The sequence below is a fragment of the Burkholderia perseverans genome, from assembly GCF_022870505.1.
Lineage (GTDB): Bacteria > Pseudomonadota > Gammaproteobacteria > Burkholderiales > Burkholderiaceae > Burkholderia > Burkholderia plantarii.
Window position 1 is genome coordinate 592,115 of record NZ_CP045093.1, and the last position, 21,640, is coordinate 613,754.

Consider the following 21,640-nt stretch of genomic DNA (forward strand, 5'->3'; position numbering starts at 1 on the left):
GAGCCGTGCGGGGCTCATACCACGCCGCCTGGCTGCTGCGGCCAGTCGAACGGCGTGTAGGGCAGCGCGCGCTTGTGGCGCGTCATGTCGTAGAAGCGCAGCACGGTTTCGTAGACGTGATCGTCCACCTGCTTGCCTTCGAGGAAATCGTCGATCTGGTCGTAGGTCACGCCGTAGGCGGTTTCGTCGGGCAGCAGCGGGCGCAGCGCCTCGAGGTCGGCGGTCGGCACCTTCATCACGAGCGCTTCCGCGCCGCCGAGGTGGCGCGCCACGGCGCGCACGCGGCGCTTGGTCAGGCCGGCGAGCGGCAGGATGTCGGCGCCGCCGTCGCCGAACTTGGTGAAGAAGCCCATCACCGATTCGGCCGCGTGATCGGTGCCGATCACGATGCCGCGCCGTGCGCCGGCCACCGCGTACTGCGCGATCATCCGCTCGCGCGCCTTGACGTTGCCGTGGACGAAATCCTGCTGCGCCTCGTCGCGGAATGCCTGACCGGCGGCCGTCACGGCGCCGAGCATCGCGTCGGCGGCGGGCTTGACGTCGATCGTCAGGTTCTCGTCGGCGGCGACGAAGGCGAGCGCGCGCTGCGCGTCTTCCTCGTCGCGCTGTACGCCGTAGGGCAGTCGCACGGCGATGAAGCGCGCGTCGTAGCCGCTCGCGCGCAGCCGCTCGACGGCGAGCTGCGCGAGGCGGCCGGCCGTCGACGAATCGACGCCGCCGCTGATGCCGAGCACGTAGGTGGCCAGGCCGGTCGAGCGCAGATAGTCGGCCAGGAAGGCGACGCGGCGCTCGGCCTCGGCGGCGGCGTCGAAGCTCGGCGCCACCAGCAGTTCGGCGGCGATCGCGCGTTGCCGCGCGGCGTAGTCAGGGCGGGTCATCTCGGGGTAGCTCCGGAACGGATCAGGTCAGATCGCGCATCATAAGCGCAAACGCGCCGCTCAGCGCGCCCGCGCCAGCGTGACCCCGGCCAGCGCCACGGCGAAGCCGGCCAGCTGCAGCGCGCCGAGCGTCTCGCCGAACAGCAGGTAGCCTTGCAGCGCGGCCAGCGGCGGCGCGAGGAACATCAGCGAGGTCGCGCGCGCGGCGCCGCCGCGGCGCAGCAGCCAGACCAGCAGCACGATCGCGCTGCCCGAGAGCATCGCCACGCCCCAGGCGAGCGAGAACCACAGCGTGGGCGAGGCGATCCAGCGCGTCTCGCCGAGCGCGAGCGCGAAGCCGGCCGCCACGGCTGCCGCGCCGGCGTTCTGCACGGCCACGGTGGTGCGCAGGTCGGTCTTCGCGACGGCGGTTTTCTGATAGAGCGAGCCGGCCGTGATCGAGGCGATCGCCAGCAGCGCGACCAGCACCGTGAGCGCCGACAACCCCGACACCCTGGCCGGCGCGGCCAGCTTCGGCGCGAGCACCAGCGCGACGCCGGCCAGGCCGAGCGCCATGCCGGCCCAGCCGCGCGCGGGCAGCCGCTCGCCGAACAGCGGCACCGCCAGCACGGCGGTGGCGAGCGGCTGCAGCGCGCCGAGCAGCGCCATCACGCCGGCCGGCAGGCCCTGCGCGACGGCCCAGTAGCTCGCGCCGAGATAGACGCCCTGCAGCAGCGCGCCCGCCAGCAGATGGCGGCCCCACTCGCGGCCGACGGGCCAGCGCGCGCGCGTGGCGAGCGCGATCGCGCCGAACAGCAGCGCGGTGCCGCCGAAGCGGGCCAGCAGGTAGAGATTGGGATCGGCGTAGGGATGGATCGCGCGGGCGACGACGAAGCCGGTGGACCAGAGCGCGACGAACGCGGCGGCGGCGAGCAAGGCGGGCATGCGGGGCGGGCCGCGACGGCGGCGCAACGGGAAAGCGCGCAGTATCGGGGCAGCGGCGCCGCGCGTCTTGTCAAAACCTGCACTCGCTCGCGCTGGCCCGGTGGCGTGTCGCCGGGGCGAGGCGCCGGCGCCATCGCGGCGGCGTGGGTGAGGAGATGGCGTGGGCCGGCGCCGCCAGCCCATCGCGTCTGGCCGCGTCGGACCGCCCGCCTCAGCCCAGGATGAAGGTTTCGCGCGACGCCACCGCCGCGAAGCGGCCGGCCGCCTCGTCGAGCCGCGCGGCCAGTTGCGCGTGCAACCGGCGCGCCTCGTCGAGCGTCAGGTCGATCCAGTACGGATCGCCGGCGCCGTCGTTGAGGCGGTTGGCGGAAAAGCGGATTTCGAGGGCGGTACTGGCTTCGGACATCGCGGGGCTCCACGGCTGCGGTTGCTGACGAGCCGCGAGTGTAGCAACGGCGCGGCACGCGATTCGCGTCGGCGCGTGCAACAGACCGTTACGCGGCGCGTCGCGGGCAGGCGCGGCGCCTTGCTGAACGCTCACAGTCCTGTCAAGTAGCCGTACTACAATAGGCCGCCCGTGCCTTCGATGCACCCCGGATCGCTTCATGCTCGCAGAACAACGTCACCAGTACATCCTGTCCGAACTCTCCCGCTCGGGCGCCCTGTCGGTCGCCGAACTCGTGCGCACGCTCGGCGTGTCGCGTGAAACCATCCGGCGCGACCTGAACGCGCTGGCCACGCGCGGGCTGGTCGTCACCACCCACGGCGGCGCGCTGGCCGCCGACCGCCGCGAGCCGAGCCTGTCCGAGCGCGAGGCCGCCAACGCCGACGCCAAGCAGTCGATCGGCCGGCGCGCGGCCGACCTGGTGCCCGACGGCGCGTCGGTGCTGCTCGATTCGGGCAGCACGACCCATGCCGTCGCGCTGGCGCTGACCGACCGCCACCGCCTCACGATCTACACCAACGACTGGCGCATCGCGTTCGCGCTCGCGCGCCGCAACGAGAACCGCGTGACGCTGCTGGGCGGCGAGCTGTCCGACGACGAGGACGCCACCTTCGGCCTCGACACGATCCAGCAGCTCGCGCAATACCACGTCGATTTCGCGTTCGTGGGCGCCGGCGGCGTGACGCAGGACGGCGACCTGACCGACTACACGCGGATCGCCGCCGAGGTGCGCAGCCGGATGCTGGCGTCGGCCGCGACCGCGGTGGTGGTGGCCGATCATTCGAAGTTCGGCCGCGTCACGCCGGTGCGCATCAACGGCACCGAGAACACGCGCTACCTCGTCACCGACCGCATGCCCGAGAAGGCGGTGCGCCGCGCCGTGGCCGCGCGCGGGATCGAGCTGATCGTCTGCGAGGCGTGAGCCTCATACGCCGGACGCGGGGCTGACCACGGCTCCGGCAAGCCGTCCTGGCGACCTTGCCACGCGCCTGAACCGGGCGCGCGGCGAGTCCGCAACCGATGGCTGCGGGGCCTCGAGTCGCCATGCGCTTTCATGTCGACGACACGAAAACGTCACATCCGCGTCATCCCGCTGGCAAGCGCGCCGCCGACACTGGACGCTCCACCCGAGCCGAGGAGCGAGCCGATGTCCGTCACCGTGCGCAATTACCTGTCCCCGACCCTGGTCCTGCTGGCGTTCGACTGGCCACCGGCCGCGAGCCGCGACGATTTCCTCGGCTTCGCGATCCGCCGCACGCCGGGCTTCCACAGCGCCGACGGCAAGACGCGCGCGGCCAGCAGCTGGCTGCCGAACCGGCTGACCTTCGACGGCCCGGTGGCCGACACGCAGCGCGACGCGCCCACCGATCAGGCGCCGATCCAGAAGTTCATGTGGTGGGACGCGCGCATCGATCCGCCCGATCGCGGCCAGTCGTTCCGCTACGACGTGTTCCCGGTGGTCGGCCATCCCGACTCGCTGCAGGTACTGGACGCCGAGGCCGGCCATTGCGCGCTGACGCTGCCCGATCACGTGGTGGACGGCGTGGGCACCTGGTTCAACCGCGCGGTGGTCAGCTCGCAGGCGTTCGCGCGGCAGGTGGCGGCGTTCGGCATCGGCGCGCACGACACGCCCACCGCCGCGCAGGCGCTCGCGCTGCGCACCTGGCTCGCCAACGACCTGCAGCAGGTGTTCGACCTGGTGCTCGGGCCGGCCACGCGCGCGGTGTCGGCCGTCTATCACCTGACCGACACGCTGTGGGCGCTGCCGGCCTTCGAGGCGTTCGGCAAGCGGCACGGCGCCGATGCGCTCGCGATCGTCTACGACTCGCACGAGACCAAGCGCACCGGCAAGCCGCCGCTGCCCTCGCCGAACCAGCCGGCCGTGGACGCGCTGCGGGGCCTCGCCACGCTCGCGCCGCGCGACCGCACGCGGATCATGCACGACAAGTTCATCGTCACCGACGACCAGGCCGTCGATCCGCATCCGGCCGTGCTGCTGACGGGCTCGGCGAACTTCACGACCGAGGGCCTCACCGAGCAGGCCAACGTGCTGCACAGTTTCGACTCGGCGATCCTCGCGGGGCTCTACAACGATCGCGCCCGCGCGCTGGCCGCGAACCCGTCGATCGCCGACACCGCGAAGCTCGCGAACGGCTGGTCGGAACCGGCGCAGGTCGGCAGCGCGAGCGTGCGCGTGGCGTTCTCGCCCGAGCCCGGCAAGACCCGCATCGAGATCGACACGATCGTCGCGGCGATCCAGGCGGCCCGGCATTCGGTGGTGTTCTGCCTGTTCATGCCGACCGACCAGGCGCTGCGCGACGCCTGCTTCGCGGCCGGCGACGCGGGGCGCATGATGTTCGGGCTGGTGAACCGGATCAGCGTGAAGAGCGCCGAGCAGGCCGACGCGGACCAGCGCAACGGCAAGCCGATCAACACCACGCAGCTGGCGAACCTCGAGTTGTATCACCGCAGCCGCGACAACCGCGACGTGATCGACGCCGAGTACTTCTCGCCGGCCACCGTGCCGAAGGGCTTCGAACCGGAGCTGCGGCTGTTTCCGGGCGAACCCGCGCCGTCGTATCCGCCCGTCGTGATCCACCACAAGTTCATCGTGATCGACGCGGAAGGCGAGAACCCGATCGTCTATACGGGCTCGGCGAACATGAGCGCGAATTCCGAGCACGACAACGACGAGAACCTGCTCGAGATCCGCGACCGGCGCCTGGCCGGCACCTATCTCGCCGAGTTCCTGCGGCTCTACGAGCACTATCGCGCGCGGGCGCTCGCGATCGAGGCCGCGCGCGGCGGCAAGGTCGATGCCGACGCGCATCCGACGCTCGCGCTGCAGCCCGATTCGCGCTGGACGAAGAAATATTTCGTGGCGGGCAGCCCCGAGGAGAAGGCGCGCATCGCGCTGGCGACGCCGGAGCCGCAGGCCTGAGGAAGCGAGAAGACGCAGAGACGGGAAGGCGGGCGGACGAAGCGCGTGCCGCCCCGGCGCCGTTCAGCGCGCGATGTAGCCGAGCACGCTGTCGGCGATCATGGTCCGGTGGCGCACGCGCAGCCGCGGCGCCGACGGATCGCGGCCGAACGCGGCGCCGAACGTGTAGCGGTTCGACACGCGGTGGAAGCAGAACGAGCTGATCATCAGGTGCAGGTCGAACGCGTCGATGTCGGTGCGGAATTCGCCGGCCTCGGCGCCGCGCACGAGCAGTTCCTCGATCGTCTTGATGATGCTGACGTTGCGGTTCTTGAACGACTTCAGCTGTTCGAGGTATTTCGCACCGTGGATGTTCTCGATCGAGACGAGGCGCACGAAGTCGCGATGCTTGTCGTGGTAGTCGAACGTGAACTCGACGAGGCGGCGCATGCCCTCGGTGGGCGTCAGCTCACCGATGTTCAGTTCGAGTTCGAGCGTGCGGATGTCGCCGTAGACCTTCTCCAGCACCGCTTCGTACAGCCCTTCCTTGCTGTCGAAGTAGTAATAGAGCATCCGCTTGGTGGTGTTGGTGCGCTCGGCGATCGCATCGACGCGCGCGCCCGCGAGGCCCATCGCGGAGAACTCCTGGGTCGCGACCTCCAGGATGTTGCGCTTGGTCTGCTCCGGGTCGTACTTGCGCCGCGACTCGTCGCGGCGGCTGCCTCGGGCCGGCGTCGCGCCGTCGGGCGCATCGGCGTTGCTACCTTGTTTCATGGGGTCGTGTCGGCGGCTGGATCGGCGCATTCTAGCATGCGGGTCCGGGGCTTCCGGGCGCCGCGACGGCGTGTGCCGGCCGCGCCGAAAGCCTGCCGGAAGCCGCGTTGCAAGTCGCGTTGCAGGCCATGCCGAAAGCGGTGCCGGCCCGGCGCGGCGGCAGGCGATCCTCGGGATGCCGAACGTCTTTTTGTTCTGTGCGACGGCGCGCGCCGGTCCCGCCGGTCCCGGGTTCGGCCCGATCGCGCCGGCTCTGGTATCGTCTGCCGACATGCAGCGCCATCCGGGCCGTCCGCGCGGCGTGCCGCGTATCCCGCGGCGCGCGCGGCCGCCCGCGCCGTCCCGCGTTGCGCGCCGGCCGCCCGATCGGCGGCGCCGCGCGGTCCTTCGCGAACCTTCATTCATGGCCGACCCATCATGACTTCCCCGCTGAATTCCACGCCGACTGCCGCGCATTCCGTCTCCTCCCTGCTCGCCGAACTCGGCGTCGATCTGGCCGCCCGGCGCGGCGAGGCGCTCACCGCGCGCTCGCCGCTCGACGGCGCCGTGCTGGCCACGCTCGCCGCCGACAGCGCCGCCGACGCGGCGCGCAAGATCGACGCCGCCCATGCCGCGTTCCTGCGCTGGCGCACGGTGCCCGCGCCGCTGCGCGGCGAACTGGTGCGCGGCTTCGGCAACGTGCTGCGCGAGCACAAGGCCGCGCTTGGCCGCCTCGTCACGCTGGAGGCCGGCAAGATCGCCTCGGAAGGGCTCGGCGAGGTGCAGGAGATGATCGATATCTGCGACTTCGCGGTGGGTCTGTCGCGCCAGCTTTACGGCCTGACCATCGCGTCCGAGCGCCCCGGCCACCGGATGATGGAGACCTGGCATCCGCTCGGCGTCTGCGGCGTGATCTCGGCGTTCAATTTCCCGGTGGCGGTGTGGTCGTGGAACGCGGCGCTCGCGCTGGTGTGCGGCGATCCGGTGGTGTGGAAGCCGTCCGAGAAGACGCCGCTCACGGCGCTGGCCTGCGATGCGCTGCTCGCCAAGGCGATCCGCGCGTTCGACGCGGCCCATCCGGGCGTGGCGCCGGTCGAACTGAACCAGCTGTTGATCGGCGGGCGCGAACTGGGCGAGGCGCTGGCCGCGTCGCCGCGGGTGCCGCTCGTCAGCGCGACGGGCAGCGTGCGGATGGGCGTCGAGGTGGCGAAGGTGCTCGGCACGCGGCTCGCGCGCGGCATCCTCGAGCTGGGCGGCAACAACGGCATGATCGTCGCGCCGAGCGCGGACCTCGACCTGGTGGTGCGCGCCGTCACGTTCGCGGCGGTCGGCACGGCCGGCCAGCGCTGCACCACGCTGCGCCGGCTGATCGTGCAGCGCGGCGTGAGCGCGGCGCTGCTGCCGCGCCTGGAGAAGGCGTTCGCGTCGGTGAAGGTCGGCGATCCGCTCGAAGCCGACACGCTGGTCGGTCCGCTGATCGACCGCGCCGCGTTCGAGGCGATGCAGGCCGCGCTGGCCGACGCGCGCGCGCAGGGCGGCACGGTGACGGGCGGCGAGCGCGTGGAAACCGGCGGCGCGGACGCGTTCTACGTGCGTCCGGCGATCGTGCGGATGCCGGCGCAGACGGCGGTGGTGACGCGCGAAACCTTCGCGCCGATCCTCTACGTGCTCGAATACGACACGCTCGACGACGCGATCGCGGTGCACAACGGCGTGCCGCAGGGGCTCTCGTCGTCGATCTTCACCAACGACCTGCGCGAGGCCGAGCAGTTCATGTCGGCGGCCGGCAGCGACTGCGGGATCGTCAACGTCAACATCGGCACCAGCGGCGCCGAGATCGGCGGCGCGTTCGGCGGCGAGAAGGAGACGGGCGGCGGCCGCGAATCGGGCTCCGATGCCTGGAAGAACTACATGCGCCGCGCCACCAACACCATCAACTACAGCCGCGAGCTGCCGCTCGCGCAGGGCGTGAAGTTCGACGTCTGAGGCACGGCAACGGGCGAGGCATGGGAGGCTCAGGCGGCCGTGGCCGCCTCGTGCGCCGCGTAATCGGTGTAGCCGCGCGCGTCGCCGCCATAGAACGTCGAGCGGTCGTAGCCGCTGAGCGGCACGCCGTGGCGCAGCCGCGCCGGCAAATCCGGGTTCGAGATGAACAGCCGGCCGAACGCGACCAGGTCGGCCGCGCGCGCGGCCACGGCCTGCTGCGCGCCGCGCGCGTCGAAGCCGCCGGCGGCGATCAGCGTGCCGGTGTACCAGCCGCGCACGTCGGCGGTCGAGACCGCGGCGGCGCTGCCGTCGGCATCCTCGTTGCCGCGGATGCGCGGCTCGATCGTGTGCAGATAGGCGAGCCGGTAGCGGTCGAGCCGGCGCACGACGTGGCCGTAGGTGGCGAGCGGATCGCTGTCCGACATGGTGCCGTAGCTGCCGCTCGGCGAGAGCCGCACCCCCACGCGATTCGCGCCCCACTCGGCGACCACCGCGTCGAGCACGTCGAACAGGAAGCGCGCGCGATTCTCGATCGGGCCGCCGTAGAGGTCGGTGCGATGGTTCGAGCCGTCGAGCAGGAACTGGTCGAGCAGGTAGCCGTTGGCCGCATGCAGTTCGACGCCGTCGAAGCCGGCCAGCCGCGCGAGTGCCGCGCCGCGCCGGAACTCGTCGACCACGGCGGGGATCTCGTCGAGCGTGAGCGCGCGCGGCATCACCTGTTCGGCGTCGATCACGTTGCCTTGCGCGTCGAGGATCGCCGCCTGTTCATAGGCGCGGATCGCCGACGGCGCCACCGGCGCGGCGCCGCCGATGTTGGCCGGATGCGCCTGGCGCCCCGCATGCCAGAGCTGCAGGAAGACGCGCCCGCCCTTCGCGTGGACGGCCGCCGTCACGCGCTGCCAGCCGCGCACCTGCGCGTGGCTGAAGATGCCGGGCGCGCCGGCGTAGGCGATGCCGAGCGGCGAGACGGCGGTGGCGTCGCTGATCAGCAGGCCGCCTTCGGTCGCGCGCTGTGCGTAGTACTCGACCATCAGGTCGCCGGGCACGTTGTGCGCGTCGGTGCGCATGCGCGTGAGCGGGGCGAGCACGACGCGGTGTTCGAGCGGATAGGGGCCGACGCGGGTGGGCGTGAAAAGGGCGTTCATGGCGATGGTGTCACGAGTGGGTCAGGGATGCGCCATCATCGGCGCCGGGCCGCCCGCCCGGAAGCCGGCCCCGGGCGATAACTGCCATTCCGCGCGGGAATGGCGGCGGTAGTGCATGGGCATCGTGGCGGCAAGCTCGCGGCGCAACGCGAGTGCGAGACGCCGGCACAAGCGAAACGACATCGCGACGCAAGCCGCGCGAAAACAAAGCGCATCGAAGCGCATCGAAGCCGCTCATAGAAACGCATCGAAGCCACGCATGAAGCCATGAAATCGCGGCCGCGCCCCGCCGCGCCGCAAAAGCGGCGCGGCGGGCGCAGGCCGGCCCGGTACAATGCGCGACGAACCTGCCGCCGTGCCGCGCGACGGCCGGCTTCGTCACGACAGCACACCACGACAAGACCGAGGGAGACAGCCGACATGGCCATCGAAGACCGACTCACGACCGTTGCCGACGCCGCGCCGCCCGATGCCGGCGCGATCGCGGCGCGCCTCGACCGCCTGCCGCCGACCCGCACCGTCTGGAAGCTCGTGGTGCTGCTGAGCCTCGGCTTCTTCTTCGAACTCTACGACCTGCTCTACAGCGGCTACGTGGCGCCCGGCCTCGTGAAGGGCGGCATCCTCAGTTCGACCACGCACGGGCTGTTCGGCACCACCGGCGTGGCGAGCTTCATCGCCGCGCTGTTCGCGGGCCTGTTCATCGGCACGCTCGCCTGCGGGTTCCTCGCCGACCGCTTCGGGCGGCGCGGCGTGTTCACCTGGTCGCTGCTCTGGTACACGGCGGCCAACGTCGTGATGGCGTTCCAGGACACGGCGGGCGGCCTCAACTTCTGGCGCTTCGTGGTGGGCCTCGGGCTCGGCGTCGAGATGGTGACGATCGGCACGTACATCTCGGAGCTGGTGCCCAAGGAGATCCGCGGCCGCGCGTTCGCCTGCGAGCAGGCGGTGGGCTTCTGCGCGGTGCCGGTGGTCGCGTTCCTCGCCTACCTGCTGGTGCCGCGCGCGCCGTTCGGCCTCGACGGCTGGCGCTGGGTGGTGCTGATCGGCGCGCACGGCGCGATCTTCGTCTGGTGGATTCGCCGCACGCTGCCGGAGAGCCCGCGCTGGCTCGCGCAGCAGGGCCGGCTCGACGAGGCGGACCGCGTGATGCGCGCGCTCGAGGCCAGGGTGGCCGCCGAATACGGCCGGCCGCTGCCGCCGCCGGGGCCGGCCGAGCCGGTGGCCGCGCGCGGCCGCTTCGCCGACATGTGGGTGGCGCCGTACCGCAGGCGCACCGTGATGATGACGATCTTCAACGTGTTCCAGACGGTGGGCTTCTACGGCTTCGCGAACTGGGTGCCGACGCTGCTGATCAAGCAGGGCATCACGATCACCACCAGCCTGATGTATTCGAGCGTGATCGCGCTGGCCGCGCCGGTCGGGCCGCTGATCGGCCTCGCGATCGGCGACCGCTTCGAGCGCAAGAGCGTGATCGTGGCGATGGCGGGCGCGGCGATCGTCTGCGGGCTGCTGTTCAGCCGCAGCGGCTCGGCCACGCTGCTGGTGCTGCTCGGCATCGGCCTCACGCTCGCCAACAACATCATGTCGTACAGCTTCCACGCCTATCAGGCCGAGCTGTTCCCCACCGCGATCCGCGCGCGCGCGGTCGGCTTCGTCTATTCATGGAGCCGCTTCTCGGCGATCTTCACGTCGTTCGTGATCGCCTCGGTGCTGAACGGCTTTGGCACGGCGGGCGTGTTCGCGTTCATTTCGGCGGCGATGCTGATCGTGATGGCGTCGATCGGGCTGATGGGGCCGCGCACGCGCGGCATCGCGCTCGAGAAGATCTCGCATTGAGGGCGGCGCGGGCGCCGCCCGCGATGTGTTTACGGTTCCGCTTCGCCAACGACAACGCGCCCGGGGTTGTCCCCCCGGGCGCGTTGTCGTTTACCGCCTGAATTCGTGCCGCCGCGCGGCCGTCACCCGGGCTTCGAGCTGAGGCCCTTGAGCCCCTGGATCACCACCATCAGCGCGCGGCCGTGTTCGTCCGAGCCATCCCAGGCATCGACGATCGCGTCACGCAGGCGCTCGTCGTAGCTGCCGCCGCGCGCACCCGCGGCAGGGGCTTCCATTCCGTAGAAAGTGCATAGCTTGATGAATGGGTCGCTGCGCCTGAGCCGCTGCCCGCCGGACAGCCGAAGGCGCGACACGGTGGGCTGGCTGATGCCACAAAGCCTTGCGATTTCGCTGGACGAGCGCGGGTCTGCCCGCAGCCGGTCGAGCAGGTCCTGAACCGAAAAATTGGCGTTCGGGGCTTCCATGTCATGCATTATAACTATACAGTAGCGATTATTGAAATGCCCCTCGCAAGATCGGGTGGCCGCACCCGAGAGAGTTGATGACACTGAAACACCTGCCCCCGACGTTTTGCTGGACCAGGATCGGCGCCGAGTCCGGCGAGGATCTGTCGACCACCGTGCTGCGCAAGGAGTGGGAGCGGCGGCTCGGCGGCGGGCGGTTCCTGTGGGGCATCGGGCAGTCGCTCGGCAGCAGCGTGCAGGTGGCGGCGCACCGGGCCGGTTCGCTGATGGCGCTGTTCACGCCGCTGGCCGGCCGCGCGCGCGCGATGGAGCCGGGCCCGCGCGGCCTGCTGCTCTGGAACGCCTGGGTGGATGCGCTCGGGCAGGTGCGGCAGCTGCCGCCGTACACGTTCATCACGAGTCGCGCCACGCTGCCCTCGGGGCGGCGGCGCGAGCAGCACCACGCGCTGGTCTGCGCGTCGCCGGCGCCGCTCGGCGTGGGCACGCGCCTGCGCGTCACGCCCGCGAACCTGCGCAGCGCCGGCACCGGCAGGCCGCTCGGCGCGGCCCAGGCGGCGGTGGTGGTCGATTGCGTGGCGCGCGCGGCGGAACCGGGCGCGCGCAGCTATCCGGTGGCGCTCGCCGTCGAGCTCGACGCGCCCTACACGGTGCGGCTCGCGCAGCCGTCGGTGCTGAAGCTGCGCGACCTCGCGCGGATCGGCAAGGCCGCGCGCGAGGGCGATTTCGAAACCTACGTCGAGCTGGTCGAACGCCTGCGCGGGCGCTCGGCCGGCGCACAGTCGCGCGGCTTCACGCGCGACCTGTTCGACTTGCCGGCGGTCGAGCCGGTGGCCGTCTACACGGATTTCGTGAAGCGGCTGCGTGGCCGCCCGCCCGCGGAACACGCGCGCGGTTTCACGCGCGACCTGTTCGAACTTTCCGCGCCCGAGCCGGTGCCGACGCTCGGCACGGCAGGCAACCCGCAAGGCAGCCTGCTGCCGTAGCGTCGGGCGGCGTGCTGGCCGCACGATCGACTCATGGCCCGGCTCGGAGGGCGTTCGCCGTGTCGCCGTGTAATGCGGCGCGGCGGCGAACGCGATTCTTGTCCGCGGGCGTTCCCTTCGTGAACGCCCGCCCCTGGCGTGCCGGGAGGCAGGCCCGAGGAGGAAGGTGCATGGCGAACATCGGTCATTCACGCGAGGCGCTGGCCGCCCAGCGTTTCTTCGAAGCGACGCGCAACGTCGATCGCGCGTTTCGCGCGGTGCGCGGCGACCATGACGAGAGCGTCGATTCCGCCGGGCGCGCGGCCGCGCAATCGCGGCTCGATCACGCGCTCGACGAGCTGGCGCGGGCACAGGAATTGTTCGATACCGCCGTCAGCGTGCGCGGCACCCGGCACTACTGAATCGGGCGCGCGGCGCGGCTGGGTGCGGCGCGCCGTGCGTGACCATCCATGACAATTCCGGCGCGGCAGGTCGGTTAGACTGCGGCCGATGACTCATGCCGTCCGCGCGGCCGGCCTTGGCTCCGGCGGCGCGGCCCTGGTGTTCTCCCGGTTCTTCCTTGCGTGAGCCCACGATGACTGCCCCTGTCGATTTGAACGGCCTGCGTATCGGCATCACCCTCGGCCTGCACGAGCCGAACGAAAGCCTCTGGATCAACGGCATCAAGCAGAACGCGCTGTTCCTCGCGAAGCTGCTGATGAAGTCGCCGCACGCGTACCGCGTGACGCTCGTCAACACCACCGATACGCCGCTCACCGATGCGCTGCCGTGGGACCGCCGCATCTTCGACACGCGCCCGTTCGCCGAGATGAAGGATTCGCTCGACGTGATGATCGAGCTGGGCGGCCAGATCGACGGCGAACAGACGGCCTACCTGAAATCGCGCGGCGTGAAGATCGTCAGCTACTGCTGCGGCTTCGAATATATCCACGCGACGCAGTCGATCCTGTTCGGCCGCAAGCTGTGGGACACGCTGTTCATCAACCGCGGCTACGACGAGATCTGGGCGATTCCGCAGATCGCGCCGTCCTCGCTGCCGTTCCTGCAATCGCTGCGGCGCTGCCCGGGCCGCGTGGTGCCGTTCGTCTGGGATCCGATGTTCCTGACCGAGCGCGCGCGGCCGCTGCGCGAGAACGGCGAGTACCGCCCCAACGGCCAGCCGGCCAAGCGGCTCACCGTGATGGAGCCGAACCACGACGTCGTGAAGTTCTGCCTCTATCCGATGCTGATCATCGACGAAGTGTTCCGCCGCGAGCCCGACGCGATCGCGTTCGCGCACGTGACGAACGCGGAGCACCTCGCGCATCACAGCCGCGAGTTCGTGCTGCTGATGAACTACCTCGAGATCGTGCGCGCCAGCAAGGCGAGCTTCGTCGGCCGCTACGACACGCCGGTGTTCCTGTCGGAATTCACCGACGTGGTGGTCTCGCACCAGTGGGAGAACCCGCTCAATTATTTCTATTTCGACGTCTGCTGGCAGGGCTATCCGCTGGTCCACAACGCGCATCTGGTGCCCGACATCGGCTACTACTACCCCGAGAACGACGTGCAGGCCGGCGCGAACGTGCTGGCGCGCGTGCTGCGCGAACACGATGCCGACTGGGAGCACTACACGAGCCGGCAGCGCGAGCTGCTGCGCCGCTATACGTCGAAGAATCCGGCACTGGTGGCCGACTACGATCTGCTGATCGCGAATCTGGTCAACGGCGCGGGGTGAGGGGCGCCGCGGCGATGCCGCGTCCGTTTCCTTCCTCTGCTCAAGCCCGGGCGTTCGCCCCGCGCCCCGCATCACTGGCCGGCGGCGCGCCGAACAGGCGCTTGTAGTCGCGGCTGAACTGCGACTGGCTTTCATACCCGACCTTCAGCCCGATCGCGCCGGCGCCTTCGCCGTCCGAGATCAGCATGCGGCGCGCCTCGCGCAGGCGGACCTGGGTGCGGTACTGGATCGGCGTCATCGAGGTCAGGTTCTTGAAGTGCCGATGGAACGAGGTCAGGCTCATGCCGGCCAGTTCGGCCAGCGCGTCGATGCTCATCGGTTCGGCGTAGTGCGCCTTGATCCACTCCGTGACGCGGCCGATCTTCGCGATGTGCGAGCTGTTCAGCGCGAATTGCGTCAACGTCGGGCCGACGCTGCCGGTCAGCAGCCGGTAGTAGAGTTCGCGCACGATCAGCGGCGCGACGAAGCCGATGTCGTCAGGCGTGTCGAGCAGCCGGAGCAGCCGCGCGAACGGATCGAGCAGGCCGGCCGTCAGCGGCGCGGCGTCGAGCGCGGCCGGCGAGGCCGTGGCCACCGGTTCGGCCACCACGCGCTGCAGCACCTCGGCAAGCAGCGCGCGGTCCAGGCTCAGCGTCAGCGCCATGTGCGGGCGGCCGTCAGGCGTGGTCTCGATCTGGGTGGTGACGGGGATGTCGACGGTCACCACGAGGAAGTTGTCGGTCGTGACGCGAAACGCCAGATCGCCGAATCCCACTTGTTTGCCGCCCTGCACCACCAGCACCAGGCGCGGATTGTAGAGCGCGTGATTGGGCGGCGCGGCGCTGGCGATCCGGAACAGCGTCAGGCCGTCGATCGCGGTAGGTTGATACGGCGCCGCGCAATGCCGCTCGATCACGTCGCGCATCGCGTCGCGCAGGGCATCGCCGTTCGGGTCGAGAGGGGCAGGCATCGACATCTCCGCTGGACTGAAAAGAGGAATACGGGTGGTGCGCGAGGGCAAAAGGCCGGCCGCCGCTCGCGCCCGCGTAGCCTAGGGCAGGCGGCAGGATCGTGCAATCGAATGGTCGTCTTCACCGGGGCGCGGCCCGAAGAATGGCAGGATCGCGCAAAACTTTGGTGGGATGTTGCTGGCCCGGGTCATCCCGCGACGCAACAATATCGGCAACGCAGCAGCGGCCGCCACGCGGCCCGGGCTGCCGAACCGATTTCTCCCGAGGAGTGACGATGAAGAAAGAGCGAGTCTGGTTTATCACGGGATGTTCGACCGGCTTCGGCCACGAACTGGCGCGGCTGGTGCTGGAGCAGGGCGACCGCGCGGTGCTGACGGCGCGCGACCCGGCCAAGCTGGCGGCGCTCGTGGCGCCGCACGCGGGCCGCGCGCTCGCGCTGCCGCTCGACGTGACCGACGAGGCGATGATCCGCAAGGCGATCGCCGATGCCGAAGCGCATTTCGGCCGCATCGACGTGCTCGTCAACAACGCCGGCTACGGCTATTTCTCGGCGATCGAGGAAGGCGAGGACGAGGAAATCCGCCGCCAGTTCGAGACCAACGTGTTCGGGCTGTTCTCGCTGACGCGCCACGTGCTGCCGGGCATGCGCGCGCGCCGCGAGGGGCACGTGATCAACGTGTCGTCGATCGGCGGGCTGATGGCGTTCGCGGCCACCGGCTATTACCACGCGTCGAAACACGCCGTGGAAGGCTTCTCGGAGTCGCTGGCGGCCGAGGTGAAGCCGCTCGGCATCCACGTGACGATCGTCGAGCCGGGGCGCTTCCGCACCGACTGGGCGGGGCGCTCGGTGATCGAATCGAAGATCGTCATCGACGACTATGCCGAGACGGCCGGCAAGCGCCGCGAGCAGGCGCGCGCCTATTCGGGCACGCAGCCGGGCGATCCGGCGCGCGGCGCGGCGGCGATCATCCGCGTGGTGGAAGCCGATGCGCCGCCGCTGCGCCTGCTGCTCGGCTCCGATGCCTACCAGCTGCTGCAGACCAAGCTCGACTCGCTGCGTGGCGAAGTCGAGCAATGGAAGGCACTGACCTGCAGCACGGATTTCCCGAACGGCTGAACTGGCATCAGGCACGACACCGGAGCATCACGAACGGGCCGGCATGCGATTTGCGCATGCCGGCCCGTGCTTTTTGCCGGCGCTTTCGCTCGTGATTTCTGCCGATAGCCGGCGCGCGGCTTGCTACGCCTTCGGCTCGAACGGCTGCGGCACGCGACCGGCCGATTGGCGGCTCAGCATCCAGCCCGGGTACTCGGGCGCCAGCGCGCTGACCGCGTCGAGCTGCTCGAGATCGTCGGCATCGAGCTTCAGGTTGGCCGCGCCGAGGTTCTGCTCGATCTGCTCGAGCCGCTTGCCGCCGACGATCACCGTCGTCACGAACGGCTTGGCGAGCACGTAGGCGAGCGCGACGGCCGCCACGCTCGCGCCGTGCTTCTCGGCGATCGGCCGCATCGCCGCCACGCAGGCCCAGGCGCGATCCTTGTCGACGGGCGGGAAGTCGAAGGTGGCGCGGCGCCCGCCGGCATCGGTCGAGCCGGGGCCGTACTTGCCCGACAGCAGGCCGCCCGCGAGCGGCGACCACACCATCAGCCCGACCTTTTCCTCCTTCATCATCGGCACGAGTTCGCGTTCGAGGTCGCGCCCGGCGATCGAGTAGTAGGCCTGCACCGTTTCGAAGCGCGCGAAGCCGCGCCGCTCGGCAATGCCGAGCGCCTTCGCGATGCGCCAGGCCTGCCAGTTCGACACGCCGATGTAGCGCACCAGGCCGCGCGAGACCAGATCGTCGAGCGCGCGCAGCGTTTCGTCGATCGGCGTGACCGGGTCGTTCGCATGGACCTGGTAGAGATCGATGTAATCAGTCTGCAGGCGTTGCAGGCTGGCCTCGACCGATGCCAGAATGTGGCCGCGCGACGAACCGCGATCGTTCGGACCGCTGCCCATCGGCGCGAACACCTTGGTGGCGATCACCACGTCGGTGCGCGGCACCGCCAGGTTTTTCAGCGACTGGCCGAGCATCCGCTCCGATTCGCCGAACGAATAGACATTGGCCGTATCGATGAAATTGACGCCGGCCGCCAGGCTGCGCCGCACGATCGTGTCGGCCGTCGGCTGGTCCACGCCCGCGATGTCGCTCCAGATTCCGCCCTGTTCGGCATGGCCGAAGGTCATGGTGCCGAGACAGATCTCGGACACGAAGAGGCCGGTGTCGCCAAGCTGGTTGTAACGCATCGTGATCTCCGTCGGTGGGCCGACGGCGCCGGCCACGAATCGCGTACTATGCGCTGCCGGCGCGGTGCGATAAAGGGCGCGGGTTTGAATGGACTGTTATTTTCCGGCGGCATAATGCGGGCAGGCCGATTGCGAATGCGGCGATCATGGTTTGCCGCCGCTCGCGGTCCGGCGGACGGGCGTATCATCGCCGTGTCGGTGCCGACTGCAGCCAGCAGTTGCAGTCGGGCATGTCGAAACGGCAATTGCCACATCGGCGTGTTTCACGGATCATTGCGCGACGAATGCCGAACCCGCACGGGTTCGAATCGCCGGGCGAAGCAACTTCGCTTGCCGAAGCGCGGCGCCGGAGCGGCAGCTGCAGCGAGCCTCACCGGCTTTCATTGACCGGATACGGGAATCAAGGGTTTATTCCGCTTCTCGAAAGGCATGCGCCGATGGGTATGAGCGCGTGTGCGCGGCCTGCGCCGAATTCCGCGCGGCCATCGCACGCGATCCAACGATCGCCGTCGAGCCTGTACCGCCGCGGGATTTCGCCATTTTCAAACGCGATCCGGTTTCGAATGTCGGGACATCGGCGGTAAGAATCCGTGGCCTGTCCGCCGCGCCAACCCGGTAATGCCAGCCTTGCAGTGGTTTGCGCCAGGCCGATTGTCGAGGCGATCGCCGTTCGAACGCGCGCATTCATCCCGATGATGCGCCGCGAGCGGCGTCGCCCAAATGAACAGAAACCCACGCCGGCCCATGCCGGCAACCAGCGCCGACCCGATCGGCTTCAAGGAAATGTGTTGGTGAAAGGTCTCATGAAGCAAGGGAAACCGAAACTTACCCGTCAGGACGCCGAGCGTCTGTTCGCCGGACTGCCGGCCGCGGGCGGCAGCAGTGCGAGCCGGCCGGTCAATCCGTTCGAAGCCAGCCCGTTCGACATGACGCGTCGCGCCGACGAGAAGACCACGCTGTGGAAGGACAACCTCGTCACGCTGCCGATCGCGTTCGTGGTGCCGGCCGCCTATGCGTCGCTGGCCGTGCTGAGCCGGGCGATCGTGCAGGCCTGGCGCGTGAGGTGGGTGCGGGAGGCCGGCCACGAAATCGTGGCGGAATTCCCCGAGGGATGGAAGGCGGTGCGCCCCGCTACCGGGCCGATCGAGCTGCGCGACCCGTCGAACGTGGTGCGGGCCGTCTACGGCTGGGCCGAGGACGCCGAACTGCGGCTGCTGACGCGCTACCTGGTCGAAACCCAGTCGAACAGCTCGACCGGCATGAGCAGCCTGCTGATCCGCGATCGCGCCAGCGGGCAAATTCTTGAGCGCTCGTCGATCTGGTCGTCGCTGTCGGGCGCCAATCATCCGGACTGGGCGCGGCTTTCCGGCTGGCTCAACGGCCATTTCCCGCAGCATCAGGACCCGTTGCGCTACTGGGAAGACTGCGAGCGGAACCTGAAGGGCGCCGAGGCCTGAGCCGGCGGCGCGCCCGCCCGGGCGGCGGGCGCGGCATGGATTCGTTCCGCATCAAGACAGGGCAGGGATGCATGCGTATGCATCCTCGACATCGGATCGCGCCCGGCTAATCCGATAATCGCCACGCGGCCTTGACGCCGGCTTCGAGCAGGTGCCGCGAGAGCGCCGGGTCGTCCACCGCGCGGGCCAGCACCAGCGAGCCCACCGCCAGCGCCACGGCGGCCAGCGCGGCGTCGTGCCGGCGCGCGACGTCGGCCGTCTCGTCGTTCACCACGGCCTCGTCCACCCCCGCCTTGCCCGCCAGCACCTCGCCCGCCGCGTCGCCCGTCGCGGACTGCGCGCAGTCGATCAGCGAGGCCAGATGCTCGGTGAAGACGCGCCGCACGGCGGCATCGCCGCGGCCGATCTCGACGCCGAGCGTGGCCGCGGCGCAGCCGGTTTCGGGGTGATCGCGGTGCCGCTCGTTGAGGTAGGCGGCCATGAACGCGACCGGCTTCGGCAGCGAGGCGTGCCGGGCCATCCGTTCGCGCAGCCGTTGCGTGGTCTGGTCGAAGCCGATCGCGATCGCCGCGGCGATCAGCGTGTCCTTCGACTTGAAATGCGCGTAGAAGCCGCCGTGCGTGAGGCCCGCCGTTTCCATCAGGCTGGCCACGCCGACCGCGTCGATGCCTTCGCGGCGAAAGCGCGCCGAGGCCACCGCCTCGATGCGGGCGCGCGTTCTTGCCTTGTGCTCCGAATCGTATCGCATCGCCTCTCCGTCTTGCCGAGGCGCGCCGGCCGCGCGATCCGTCACGCGCGCGGTATTCAGCCGGCCAGCGCCTCCGTCAATTGATAGACCTCGTTGCTGAACGCCTGCAGGTCACCCTTGCCGCTATGGCGCGCCAGCTCGCCCTGGGCCGCTTCCCAGTCGGGCAGGCAGACTTCGTAGAGCTTCTCGCCGGTGCGCGTGAGGCTCCACAGCCGCACGCGCTTGTCCTCGCGATCGGGCTGCGAGCGCACCAGCTTGCGCGCGCGCAGCGTGGCGAGCGTGCGGCTGAGCGTGGTCTGGTCGAGCAGCAGGGCATCCGACAGGCCGCGCATCGACACCGCCTCGACCCCGTACAGCGCCATCAGGATCGTGAACTGCGTGATGCGGATGCCGTGAGGCGCGAGCCGGGCGTCGTAGATCGACGTGACCGCGCGCGCGGCCTGTCGAAGGGTGCCGCAATGGCACGGCAGTTTCAGCGGGCCCAGGCTCATGGCTTGCTTTCCTCGTCGGATGGGGGGCGGAATATGTTGAACATATTCTATGACAAGGAAAATCCCAAGAAATCACGGTTTCGAGCCACCTGGTACCGGTCTGGACTGCTTTTTCACGGTGCCTTCGCGGCCTCGCGAGGCGCCGCGGCGAGCGCGGCTGGCTGCGCCTCGGGCGGGCTCCAGCCGCCGCCGAGCGAGCGGAACGTCGCCACCGCCGCGCGCGCGTAGTCGGCATCGAGGCGGGCCTGCTCGCCGCGTGCCTCGAGCCACTGCTGGTTTTCGAGCAATACCTCTACCAGGCTCGCGTCGCCTTGCTCGTAGGCGTCGCGCGCGGCGCGCTGCGCCTGCGCCTCGGCCTGCACCTGGCGCGCGACTTCCGTGCGCTGCGCGCCGATCTGCGCCCAGTCGGTCACCGCGTTCTCGACGTCCTCGGCCGCGCGCAGCACGGTCTGCCGGTACGACGCGAGCATCTCGGCATAGCGTCCCCTGGCCTGTGCCACCTCGGCGTCGACGCGCCCGAAATCGAACAGCCGCCAGCGCAATCCCGACAGCGCGCCGGGCTGGAACGCGGTCGACTTGAACAGCGGCCCGTCGAGCGCCTCGAAGCCGAGGATGCCCGACAGCGACACCTTGGGGTAATACTCGGCCAGCGCCTCGCCGATCCCGGCGTTGCCGGCCGCGAGCCGCCGCTCGGCGGCCACCACGTCGGGGCGGCGGCGCAGCAGCGCCTCGGGCAGGATGTCGGCGGGCAGCCCCGGCACCGCGAAAGGCGCGCCCGGCGCCGCCAGTTCGGCGGAGTAGGTGCCGGGCGCGGCGCCCATCAGGATGTCGAGCCGGTTGGTCTGGCGCGCGCGCTCGGCCACGAGCGGCGGGCGCTGCGCGCGCGTCTTGGCGAGCCGCGCCTCGGCCTCGGCCAGCTCGCGCCGCGTCGCCACGCCGTTGTGGACGCGGTCGCGCACCAGCGAGGCGAGCCGGCCGTCGGCCTCGACCTGCTGGTCGACGATGGCGAGGCGCGCCTGCAGGCCGCGCAGCCGGAAATACGCGTCGGCCGCCTCGGCCGCCACCGACACGCGCGAGCCCGCGTGCAGCGCCTCGGCTGCCTGCGCCTCGGCGCTCGCGGCCTGCGCGCGGCGATGCAGGCCGCCCGCCAGGTCGATCTCCCAGCTCGCGCCGAGCCCGAGTTGCGTATAGCTCTGGTTGCGCTCGTAGCCGGGCAGCGCCGAGCCGATCCGGCCGAGCGGCGATTCGAGCGACTGCCGCTGGCGCGCGGCCGTGCCGCTGACGTCGAGCCGCGGCAGCACCTGCGCGCCGGCATCGGCGGCCGTCGCGCGCGCCTGCGCCACGCGTGCCTCGGCGGCGGCCAGATCGAGGTTCTGCGCGAGCACGCGATCGATCAGCCGCGTGAGCACCGGATCGTCGAAGCCGAGCCACCAGCTGTCGAGCGCGACCGGCGCGCCCGCGGGCTGGGCCTGCACGGTGTGCAGCGCGTCCTGGCTCGCATAGGCGGGCGCGAGCGGCGAGGCGACCGGGTGATAGTCCGGGCCGACCGTGCAGCCGCCCAGCGCGAGCAGGCCGGGCACGGCCAGCAGCGCGGTACACGAACGCGCGGCGCGCAGCGGCCGGCTCGGGGAGAGGGAAAGCTTACGGAACATGGTG

General features: G+C 70.4%; 20 protein-coding genes. 9 read left to right on the forward strand and 11 right to left on the reverse strand.

From position 1 onward, the window contains the following. Positions 1-14: 14 nt before the first annotated feature. The 3 genes from nadE to BpN12_RS02500 all read right to left on the reverse strand — a co-directional run bounded on the left by nadE (position 15) and on the right by BpN12_RS02500 (position 2,208). Positions 15-878, reverse strand: coding sequence for an ammonia-dependent NAD(+) synthetase (gene nadE, locus BpN12_RS02490; protein ID WP_246793705.1), 864 nt, complete (start codon positions 876-878; stop codon positions 15-17). Positions 879-938: 60 nt separating this feature from the next. Then, positions 939-1,802 (reverse strand): DMT family transporter, encoded by an 864-nt coding sequence (locus BpN12_RS02495; RefSeq protein WP_246793706.1) that lies wholly within the window; start codon positions 1,800-1,802, stop codon positions 939-941. 211 nt (positions 1,803-2,013) lie between these two features. Next, a complete protein-coding gene (locus BpN12_RS02500) occupies positions 2,014-2,208 on the reverse strand; it encodes a hypothetical protein (RefSeq protein ID WP_246793707.1) in 195 nt (64 codons plus the stop codon). A 199-nt stretch (positions 2,209-2,407) separates the two neighbouring features. Between BpN12_RS02500 and BpN12_RS02505 the strand changes: the two genes are divergently transcribed. Together BpN12_RS02505 and BpN12_RS02510 are read left to right on the forward strand one after the other, a co-directional pair. Continuing rightward, on the forward strand, positions 2,408-3,169 hold the full coding sequence (locus BpN12_RS02505; RefSeq protein WP_246793708.1) for a DeoR/GlpR family DNA-binding transcription regulator: 762 nt from the start codon (positions 2,408-2,410) through the stop codon (positions 3,167-3,169). 225 nt (positions 3,170-3,394) lie between these two features. Beyond that, the gene (locus BpN12_RS02510) at positions 3,395-5,188 is read left to right on the forward strand and encodes a phospholipase D-like domain-containing protein (protein WP_246793709.1); all 1,794 of its coding nucleotides are present in this window, start codon (positions 3,395-3,397) and stop codon (positions 5,186-5,188) included. 63 nt (positions 5,189-5,251) lie between these two features. Here BpN12_RS02510 and BpN12_RS02515 read toward each other — a convergent pair whose 3' ends face one another. After that, positions 5,252-5,941 carry a TetR/AcrR family transcriptional regulator gene (locus tag BpN12_RS02515; protein ID WP_042627230.1) on the reverse strand — a complete coding sequence of 230 codons (690 nt, stop codon included), beginning with the start codon at positions 5,939-5,941 and terminating at the stop codon, positions 5,252-5,254. A gap of 417 nt (positions 5,942-6,358) precedes the next feature. On the opposite strand from BpN12_RS02515, the gene amaB reads away from it, so the two are divergent. Continuing rightward, positions 6,359-7,906, forward strand: a complete 1,548-nt coding sequence (amaB, locus tag BpN12_RS02520; protein WP_246793711.1) for an L-piperidine-6-carboxylate dehydrogenase — start codon at positions 6,359-6,361, stop codon at positions 7,904-7,906. Between the two features lie 29 nt (positions 7,907-7,935). On the opposite strand, the gene BpN12_RS02525 is transcribed toward amaB, so the two are convergent. Continuing rightward, the gene (locus BpN12_RS02525) at positions 7,936-9,051 is read right to left on the reverse strand and encodes an alkene reductase (RefSeq protein WP_246793712.1); all 1,116 of its coding nucleotides are present in this window, start codon (positions 9,049-9,051) and stop codon (positions 7,936-7,938) included. 420 nt (positions 9,052-9,471) lie between these two features. On the opposite strand from BpN12_RS02525, the gene BpN12_RS02530 reads away from it, so the two are divergent. Further along, the gene (locus BpN12_RS02530) at positions 9,472-10,887 is read left to right on the forward strand and encodes an MFS transporter (RefSeq protein ID WP_246793713.1); all 1,416 of its coding nucleotides are present in this window, start codon (positions 9,472-9,474) and stop codon (positions 10,885-10,887) included. Positions 10,888-11,009: 122 nt separating this feature from the next. On the opposite strand, the gene BpN12_RS02535 is transcribed toward BpN12_RS02530, so the two are convergent. After that, a complete protein-coding gene (locus BpN12_RS02535; protein WP_246793714.1) occupies positions 11,010-11,351 on the reverse strand; it encodes an XRE family transcriptional regulator in 342 nt (113 codons plus the stop codon). A gap of 77 nt (positions 11,352-11,428) precedes the next feature. On the opposite strand from BpN12_RS02535, the gene BpN12_RS02540 reads away from it, so the two are divergent. From BpN12_RS02540 to BpN12_RS02550, 3 genes are all read left to right on the forward strand, one after another. Beyond that, complete coding sequence (locus tag BpN12_RS02540; protein ID WP_246793715.1) at positions 11,429-12,334, forward strand: hypothetical protein; 906 nt, start codon at positions 11,429-11,431, stop codon at positions 12,332-12,334. Positions 12,335-12,504: 170 nt separating this feature from the next. Next, a complete protein-coding gene (locus tag BpN12_RS02545; RefSeq protein ID WP_198254945.1) occupies positions 12,505-12,735 on the forward strand; it encodes a hypothetical protein in 231 nt (76 codons plus the stop codon). 173 nt (positions 12,736-12,908) lie between these two features. Further along, positions 12,909-14,051 (forward strand): DUF2827 domain-containing protein, encoded by a 1,143-nt coding sequence (locus BpN12_RS02550; RefSeq protein ID WP_246793716.1) that lies wholly within the window; start codon positions 12,909-12,911, stop codon positions 14,049-14,051. A 40-nt stretch (positions 14,052-14,091) separates the two neighbouring features. On the opposite strand, the gene BpN12_RS02555 is transcribed toward BpN12_RS02550, so the two are convergent. Beyond that, a complete protein-coding gene (locus tag BpN12_RS02555; RefSeq protein ID WP_246793717.1) occupies positions 14,092-15,000 on the reverse strand; it encodes an AraC family transcriptional regulator in 909 nt (302 codons plus the stop codon). A gap of 269 nt (positions 15,001-15,269) precedes the next feature. On the opposite strand from BpN12_RS02555, the gene BpN12_RS02560 reads away from it, so the two are divergent. After that, positions 15,270-16,118, forward strand: coding sequence for an oxidoreductase (locus BpN12_RS02560; RefSeq protein WP_425306278.1), 849 nt, complete (start codon positions 15,270-15,272; stop codon positions 16,116-16,118). Positions 16,119-16,241: 123 nt separating this feature from the next. Here the strand turns inward: BpN12_RS02560 and BpN12_RS02565 are convergent, their stop codons facing one another. Then, positions 16,242-17,288 carry an aldo/keto reductase gene (locus tag BpN12_RS02565; protein ID WP_246793720.1) on the reverse strand — a complete coding sequence of 349 codons (1,047 nt, stop codon included), beginning with the start codon at positions 17,286-17,288 and terminating at the stop codon, positions 16,242-16,244. Between the two features lie 803 nt (positions 17,289-18,091). Here BpN12_RS02565 and BpN12_RS02570 point away from each other — a divergent pair. After that, entirely contained in the window at positions 18,092-18,745 is a 654-nt protein-coding gene (locus BpN12_RS02570; RefSeq protein ID WP_246793721.1) for a hypothetical protein, read from the forward strand. Positions 18,746-18,851: 106 nt separating this feature from the next. On the opposite strand, the gene BpN12_RS02575 is transcribed toward BpN12_RS02570, so the two are convergent. The 3 genes from BpN12_RS02575 to BpN12_RS02585 all read right to left on the reverse strand — a co-directional run bounded on the left by BpN12_RS02575 (position 18,852) and on the right by BpN12_RS02585 (position 21,636). Continuing rightward, on the reverse strand, positions 18,852-19,493 hold the full coding sequence (locus BpN12_RS02575; protein WP_246793722.1) for a TetR/AcrR family transcriptional regulator: 642 nt from the start codon (positions 19,491-19,493) through the stop codon (positions 18,852-18,854). A gap of 56 nt (positions 19,494-19,549) precedes the next feature. Next, entirely contained in the window at positions 19,550-19,969 is a 420-nt protein-coding gene (locus BpN12_RS02580; RefSeq protein ID WP_198257219.1) for a MarR family winged helix-turn-helix transcriptional regulator, read from the reverse strand. 128 nt (positions 19,970-20,097) lie between these two features. Further along, positions 20,098-21,636, reverse strand: coding sequence for an efflux transporter outer membrane subunit (locus BpN12_RS02585; RefSeq protein WP_246793723.1), 1,539 nt, complete (start codon positions 21,634-21,636; stop codon positions 20,098-20,100). Between the last annotated feature and the right edge of the window lie 4 nt (positions 21,637-21,640).